Raw genomic sequence first — 6749 nt, forward strand, 5'->3', positions numbered from 1 at the left:
TCGCGCCGCCGCCTCCGGTAACGCGCAGGCTCGCGACCTCGTCAGCTATTTTGTGGGACAGGGCGTCGGCCTGATCGACAGCGTGAAATCTGCCGGCGCCGTGGTGCAGGAGTTCAAGGAAGATTTTATCGACGCCGTCGAGCACATGAACGCGCTGGTGGTGGAGTAGATTGCTGTCATTCCGGGATGGTCCGAAGGACCAGACCGCAGGTGCACAATTGCGCACCGGGGAATCCCAGGATTCCGGGTTCGATGCTCTGCATCGCCCCGGGATGACGGGAAGACAGCCTCCGCCGCGAACTGATCCGAAAGAGAAACAAGAAAATGCAAAACACCTCCCCCCTCCCCGAAGACCGCATTCCCGTCATCGTCGGCGTCGGCGAAATCACCGACCGGCCGAAGGAGATCGCCGACGGGCTGGAGCCGCTCGCGCTGCTGGAACAGGCGCTGCGGCGGGCGGAAGCCGACTCCGGCGGCAAATTGCTCGGCGAGATCGGCTCGCTCGACATCGTCAATTTCCTGAGCTGGCGCTACCGCGATCCGGAAAAGCTGCTGGCCGGCCGGCTCGGCATCCAGCCGGCGCATCTCTATTACGGCCCGGTCGGCGGCGAGAGTCCGATCCGCTACCTGCATGAGGCCGCAAAGCGCATCGCGCGCGGCGAATGCAGCGTCGCCGCGGTCTGCGGCGCCGAAGCGCAGTCGACCGCGACCAAGGCGGAACGCGCCAAAATCGATCTGCCGTGGACGCCGTTCGCGCATGACGTGGAAGAGCCGAAGCGCGGCGCCGCGTTTCAGAAGCCGATGGCGGTCAAGCTCGGCGTGTTCAGGCCGATCACGGTCTATCCGCTGTACGAAACCGCGACCGCGGCGCATTGGGGCCAGACCCCGCGCGAGGCGATGGCGGAATCCGGCGACCTGTGGTCGACCTTTTCAAGGGTGGCATCGGAAAATCCCAACGCCTGGATGAAGCGGCACGTCAGCCCCGAAGAGATCACGACGCCGACGCCGGACAACCGGTTGATCGCCTGGCCCTATAACAAGCTGATGGTGGCCAATCCGACCGTCAACATGGGTGCGGCCGTACTGCTGACCAGCCTCGCGAAGGCGAAGGCCGCCGGCATATCGGCGGATCGCATCATTCACATATGGGGCGGCACCTCGGCCGAGGAGCCGCGGGACTATCTGCTGCGCGACCAGTATTACGAAAGCCATCCGCAGAACGCCGTGCTCAAGGCGGTGATGAATCTCGTCGAAGGCGACGGCAAGAAATTCGACGCCATCGAGCTCTATAGTTGTTTTCCCGTCGTGCCGAAAATGGCGCGGCGGACGCTGGGGCTCGGCCCCGACGTGCAACCGACGGTGACCGGCGGCCTCACCTTCTTCGGCGCGCCGCTCAACACCTACATGACGCATGCGGCCTGCGCGATGGTGCGAAAACTGCGCGGTGGCGCCAAGCTCGGGTTGCTGTATGGCCAGGGCGGGTTCGTGACCAAGCATCATGGACTGGTGCTGTCACCGCAGGCGCCGCAACACGCGCTGGCGCAGGACTCCAGCGTGCAGGCCGAAGCCGATCGCCGCAAAGGCCCGGTGCCGGAGTTCGTCACCGAGGCCAGCGGCAAGGGCAAGGTCGAGAGCTTTACCGTGCTCTACGGCCGCGGCGGCGAGATCGAGCACGGCGTGGTGATGCTGCGCGCTGCAGCCGGCACTCGTGCGCTGGCACGGGTGCCGGCAAATGACCGTGCGACGCTGGCGCATCTGACCAACATGGACCGCACGCCGGTGGGAACGCTGGGCAATATCGCCACGGCGGAAGACGGCGTGCTGGAGTGGCAGGTGGGATAATCCTTCGGCCACCTCGCGCCTCCACAAAAAACTTCGAAATCAACCCCATGTACAGAACGGCTTGCGTGGCGGAACTCGTGCCGGCACAAGATATAGTACGCCGCGGCTACCGGAGGGAGCGAGGTAAAGGACCACGCCCTACCCCCTGCTGCCCTGCTGCTCGGACGCCGTCGCGGGTTTAGCGCCACCCCCGGCCTTGTCGCCGGCGACGCGGACCTGATCGCCGTCAGCGATGCCATCGGGCGGCGCCACGATGATGCGGTCGTCCGCGGAGACGCCTGAGGCGAGTTCGATATCGCGGCCGAGGTCGCGGGCGATGGTGACGGTCTTGAACAGCACCTTGTCGTCGGGGCCGACGGTGGCGACCCGCATACCGCTCTTGTTGAAGATCAGCGCGCTGGCGGGGATATGCAACGGCAGGGTGTCGCGCTGCAGGCTCAGCCGCACATTGGCATAGCCGCCCGGCATCAGTTCGCCCCTGGCGTTGTCGAGCGCGAGCTGCATCCGCGTGGTGCCGGAGCTGACATCGACCGATTGCGAGGAGGCCTCGACGGTGGCGAGAAAGGTCCGGTTGGGATATTCCGGCATCGTGATCACGGCCTTGGCGCCGATCTTGATCGAAGGCACGTAGTTCTGGGGCACGTTGACATAGACCCGCAGCCGGCTGATGTCAGACACCACGAACATCGGAGGTCCCGAGCCGCCCCCGGCATTGATCAGGGCGCCGACGTCGGTATCGCGGGCGGTGACCACGCCATCAAACGGCACCGTGATCTTCTTGTAGCCCGCCAGCGCCTCCAGCCGCTCGACATTGGCCTGGCCGGAATTGACCGCGGCCTTCTTGTTGGCGAGGTCGGCGGTGCGCTCGTCGATTTCCTGCATCGAGACGAAGTTCGAGGCGAGCAGCGTTTTGCGCCGGTTCAGCGTCGCCTCGGAAAGCCTGGCGCTGGTCTGCTGGCTGGAGTGATCGGCGCGCGCCTGCAGCAATTGCTGGTCGAGGTCCGGCGCCTCGATCTCGGCGATCACCTGGCCTGCCTTGACCTGCGCGCCGATGTCGGCGCTCCAGCTCTTGAGGTAACCGCTGACGCGGGCGAAGATCGGCGCCCGCGAATGGGCTTCCAGCCGGCCCGGCAGATCGAGCGTGGCGGCGAGCGCCCTGGCGTCCGGCAGCACCACCGCGACGGTCGGGATCGCCTGATTGTCGGTCCATTCGCGCAGCCTGGCGCTGGAGTCTTCGCGCGCCCGGATGCCCGTGATCACCACCAGCACCGCGGCGACCCCGGCCATCACACCGAAAATGCCCAACTTCCGGCGCGATACCGGCGAGCTGTGTTCAACGGGCATGCGACGTCTCCGGTGCGGCGGCGGCTTTGGCGCCCTGCTTCTTGTGGACCATACTGAAAACCACGGGAACGAACATCAACGTGGCAATCGTAGCAAAGATCAGGCCGCCGATCACGGCACGTCCGAGCGGCGCGTTCTGTTCGCCGCCCTCACCGAGGCCGAACGCCATCGGCGCCATGCCGATGATCATCGCCAGCGCCGTCATCAAGACCGGGCGGAACCGGACGAAGCCGGCCTCGATGGCGGCGGCAATGGGATCGCCGAGCTCTTCGTAGCGTTCGCGCGCGAAAGAGATCACCAGCACGCTGTTGGCGGTGGCCACACCCATGCACATGATGGCGCCGGTCAGCGCCGGCACCGACATCGTGGTCCGGGTAGTGAACAGCATCCAGACGATACCGGCCAGCGCCGCGGGCAGCGCCGTGATGATCACGAACGGGTCGGACCATGACTGGAAGTTCACCACGATCAGCAGGTAGATCAGCACCACCGCGGCGAGCAGGCCGAACAAGAGTCCGGAGAACGCGCTGTTCATGGTCTCGACCTGGCCGAGCAGCACCACCGAGGAGCCCTTCGGCACCTCCCTGGCGGTGTCCGCAATCGCCCTCCTGACGTCGGCGGCTACCGAGCCGAGATCGCGCCCCTGCGGCGTCGCATAAATCTGTACCATCGGCTGAATGTCGTATTGCGAGACCACCGCACTCGAGGCCGTCCGGGAAATGCTGGCGATGCCGCCGAGGATCGGCGGCACGGCGGTGCCGGCCGCCGTCATCGGCAACGTCTCCAGCGCGCTCAGCGAGTCCATCTTGTACTGCGGCGTCTGCATCACGATCGAATAGGACACCCCGTTATCCGGATTGAGGAAGAAGGTCGGTGCCACCTGCGAACTGCCGGCCAGGTTGACGACGAGGCTGTTGGTGACATCGCGCTCGGTAAGCCCGACAAACTGTGCGCGGGTGCGGTCGACATCGACATTGAAAGTCGGATTGTTCGGCGATTGCTGGATGCGAGCGTCGGCAATGCCGGGGATCCGGCGAATCCGGTTCAGCAGCGTGTTGGCATAGACGAAGTTCTCGGTCACCTTGGCGCCGCGGATCTGCAGATCGATCGGTGCCGGCGCACCGAAATTCAGGATCTGGCTGACGATATCGGCCGGCAGGAACGAGAACGTCATGCCGGGAAACATCCGGGGAAGCTGTTCGCGCATGGTCTGGACGTATTCGTCGGTCGGACGGTGCCCCTCCTTCAGCTTGATCATGATGTCGCCATCGGCCGGACCGATCACGCCGGTGTTGTTGTAGGTCATGTTGATGCCGCTGATCGGCATGCCGATGTTGTCGGCGAGGGTTTCGATCTCACCGGGGGGAATGATCTTGTAGATCGCCTTCTGAACGTCGGCGAACTGGTTGGCGCTTTCTTCGACCCTTGTGCCGACCTGGGTGCGAACATGCATCAGGATCGAGCCGGCATCGACCGACGGGAAGAAGTTGCGGCCGAGATACGGCACCAGCAGAAACGAAAGCCCGACCAGGCCGATGAATCCGATCACGAAGACCGGCCGTCGCGCCATCGAAAGCGACAGCAGATCGCGGTAACCGCCGCGCAGGCGCTCGAAGCGCGCCTCGAAAGCCCGCTGGAACCGGACCAGCGGATTACGCGTCGGCGGCGGCCCCTCGCCTTCGGCAAGGTGGACGTGGGGCAGCAGCAGGTATTTGGCCATCGTCGGCACCAGGGTGCGCGACAGCAGGAACGACCAGATCATCGCGAACATCACGGCCAGCGCCATCGGCACGAACAGGAAGCGCGCCACGCCCTGCAGGAAGAACATCGGCACGAACACGATGCAGATGCACAGCAGCGAGACGAAGGCCGGTGTCACGATCTGGTTGGCGCCGTCCAGGATCGCAGTTTCGACGTCCTTGCCCTGCTCCAGATGCCAGTTGATGTTCTCGATAGTGACCGTGGCGTCGTCGACGAGAATGCCGACCGCCAGCGCCAGGCCGCCGAGCGTCATGATGTTGAGGGTCTCGCCCATCGCCGACAGCATCACGATGGCGCCGAGCACCGAGAGCGGGATCGACACCGCGATGATGATGGTCGAGCGCCAGCTTCCGAGGAACAGCAGGATCATCACGCTGGTCAGCAGCGCCGCAATGACGCCCTCGACGGCGACACCGGTGATGGCGCCGCGCACGAACACCGACTGGTCGCCGATGAAGCCGACCTTCAGCGCCGATGGCAGTGAGTCCTTGACGTCGATGACCTTCTGCTTGATGCCGGCGATGATATCCAGCGTCGAGGTCGAGCCGGCCTTCAGCACCATCATCAGCACCGAACGGTTACCGTCGACATGCACGATATTGGTTTGCGGCGGATTGCCGTCGCGGACGCTGGCGACGTCGCGGATATAGACCGTGGCGCCGCCCACGGCCTTGATCGGCAGATTGCCGAGTTCTTCCATCCGCAGCGGCGAATTGTTGAGCTGGATGATGTATTCGAAACCGCCGATCTTCTGGCTACCGACCGGCGTGATCAGGTTTTGCGCGGCGAGCGCATTGGCGACATCCTGCCCGGACAGGCCGCGGGCCTGCAACGCCTGCGGATCGAGATCGATCTGGACCTGTCGCATCTTGCCGCCGAACGGCCAGGGGATCGCGGCGCCAGGCACGGTGACCAGCGGCGTGCGCAACTGGTTGATGCCGATGTCGGCGAGGTTCTGTTCGGTGAGGCCTTCGCCCGACAGCGCGACCTGGATGATCGGCACGGTGGAGGCGCTGTAATTGAGGATCAGCGGCGGCGTCGCCCCCGGCGGCATCTGCCGCACCATGGTCTGCGAAATCGCGGTGACCTGGGCGTTGGCGATCCGGATATCGACATTGGGCTGGAAAAAGATCTTGACGATGCCGATGCCGTTGTAGGAATTCGCCACGATGTGTTCGATATCGTTGACCGTGGTCGTCAGCGCGCGCTGGAACGGCGTGATCATACGCCCGGCCATCTGGTCCGGCGGCAGGCCGGTATAGTTCCAGACCACGCCGATCACGGGGATCCGGATGTCGGGAAAAATGTCGGTAGGGGTGCGCAGCGCGGCGAGCGGCCCGATGATCAGGAGGAGCAACGCCAGCACGACGAAAGTATAAGGCCGGCTCAGCGCTATACGGACCAGTGAGACCATAGACCGGGGATTCCTCGGTCCCGCCGAACAGGCGGGGATTGGCATTGCAACAGGCCAATTCGTTCAGGCTGATTTACCCGAACCATACCGAAAAGCCAACGCCCGGAGGCCGCTGCTCTTCACTTCCCCGATACCGGCCGGCGGCGATGCTTGCCGCCGGCTCCGTTGCAGCCGCCCTTGTCAGGCCGCCCTCACCGTATCGAGGACCTTGCCGACCTCGAGCTTGAGGCGGTTGCTGTCGCCGGACAGCGACTGCGCCGCGGAGAGCACCTGCGAGGAAGCCGATCCGGTCTCGCTGGCGCCGCGCTGCACGTCGGTGATGTTGGAGGAAACCTGCTGGGTGCCCTGCGCCGCCTGCTGCACGTTGCGGGAGATTTCCTGGGTCGCG

Annotated in this window: 3 protein-coding genes and 2 pseudogenes; 2 read left to right on the plus strand and 3 right to left on the minus strand. The window is 64.8% G+C overall.

The window, feature by feature from the left end; translation table 11 throughout:
* A pseudogene (locus Q8N40_RS26705) lies at nucleotides 1-169 on the plus strand (nitronate monooxygenase); the annotation flags it as partial.
* A gap of 155 nt (nucleotides 170-324) precedes the next feature.
* Nucleotides 325-1842 (plus strand): acetyl-CoA acetyltransferase, encoded by a 1518-nt coding sequence (locus Q8N40_RS12165; protein ID WP_305711989.1) that lies wholly within the window; start codon nucleotides 325-327, stop codon nucleotides 1840-1842.
* Nucleotides 1843-1980: 138 nt separating this feature from the next.
* Here Q8N40_RS12165 and Q8N40_RS12170 read toward each other — a convergent pair whose 3' ends face one another.
* The 3 genes and pseudogenes from Q8N40_RS12170 to Q8N40_RS12180 form a co-directional block, all read right to left on the minus strand.
* On the minus strand, nucleotides 1981-3186 hold the full coding sequence (locus Q8N40_RS12170; protein ID WP_305711990.1) for an efflux RND transporter periplasmic adaptor subunit: 1206 nt from the start codon (nucleotides 3184-3186) through the stop codon (nucleotides 1981-1983).
* Complete coding sequence (locus Q8N40_RS12175; RefSeq protein ID WP_305711991.1) at nucleotides 3176-6361, minus strand: efflux RND transporter permease subunit; 3186 nt, start codon at nucleotides 6359-6361, stop codon at nucleotides 3176-3178. Before Q8N40_RS12175 ends, Q8N40_RS12170 begins: the two co-directional genes overlap by 11 nt.
* 180 nt (nucleotides 6362-6541) lie before the next feature.
* Nucleotides 6542-6749: pseudogene (locus Q8N40_RS12180) on the minus strand (methyl-accepting chemotaxis protein); the annotation flags it as partial.

The organism is Bradyrhizobium sp. (assembly GCF_030693485.1).
Taxonomy (GTDB): domain Bacteria; phylum Pseudomonadota; class Alphaproteobacteria; order Rhizobiales; family Xanthobacteraceae; genus Bradyrhizobium.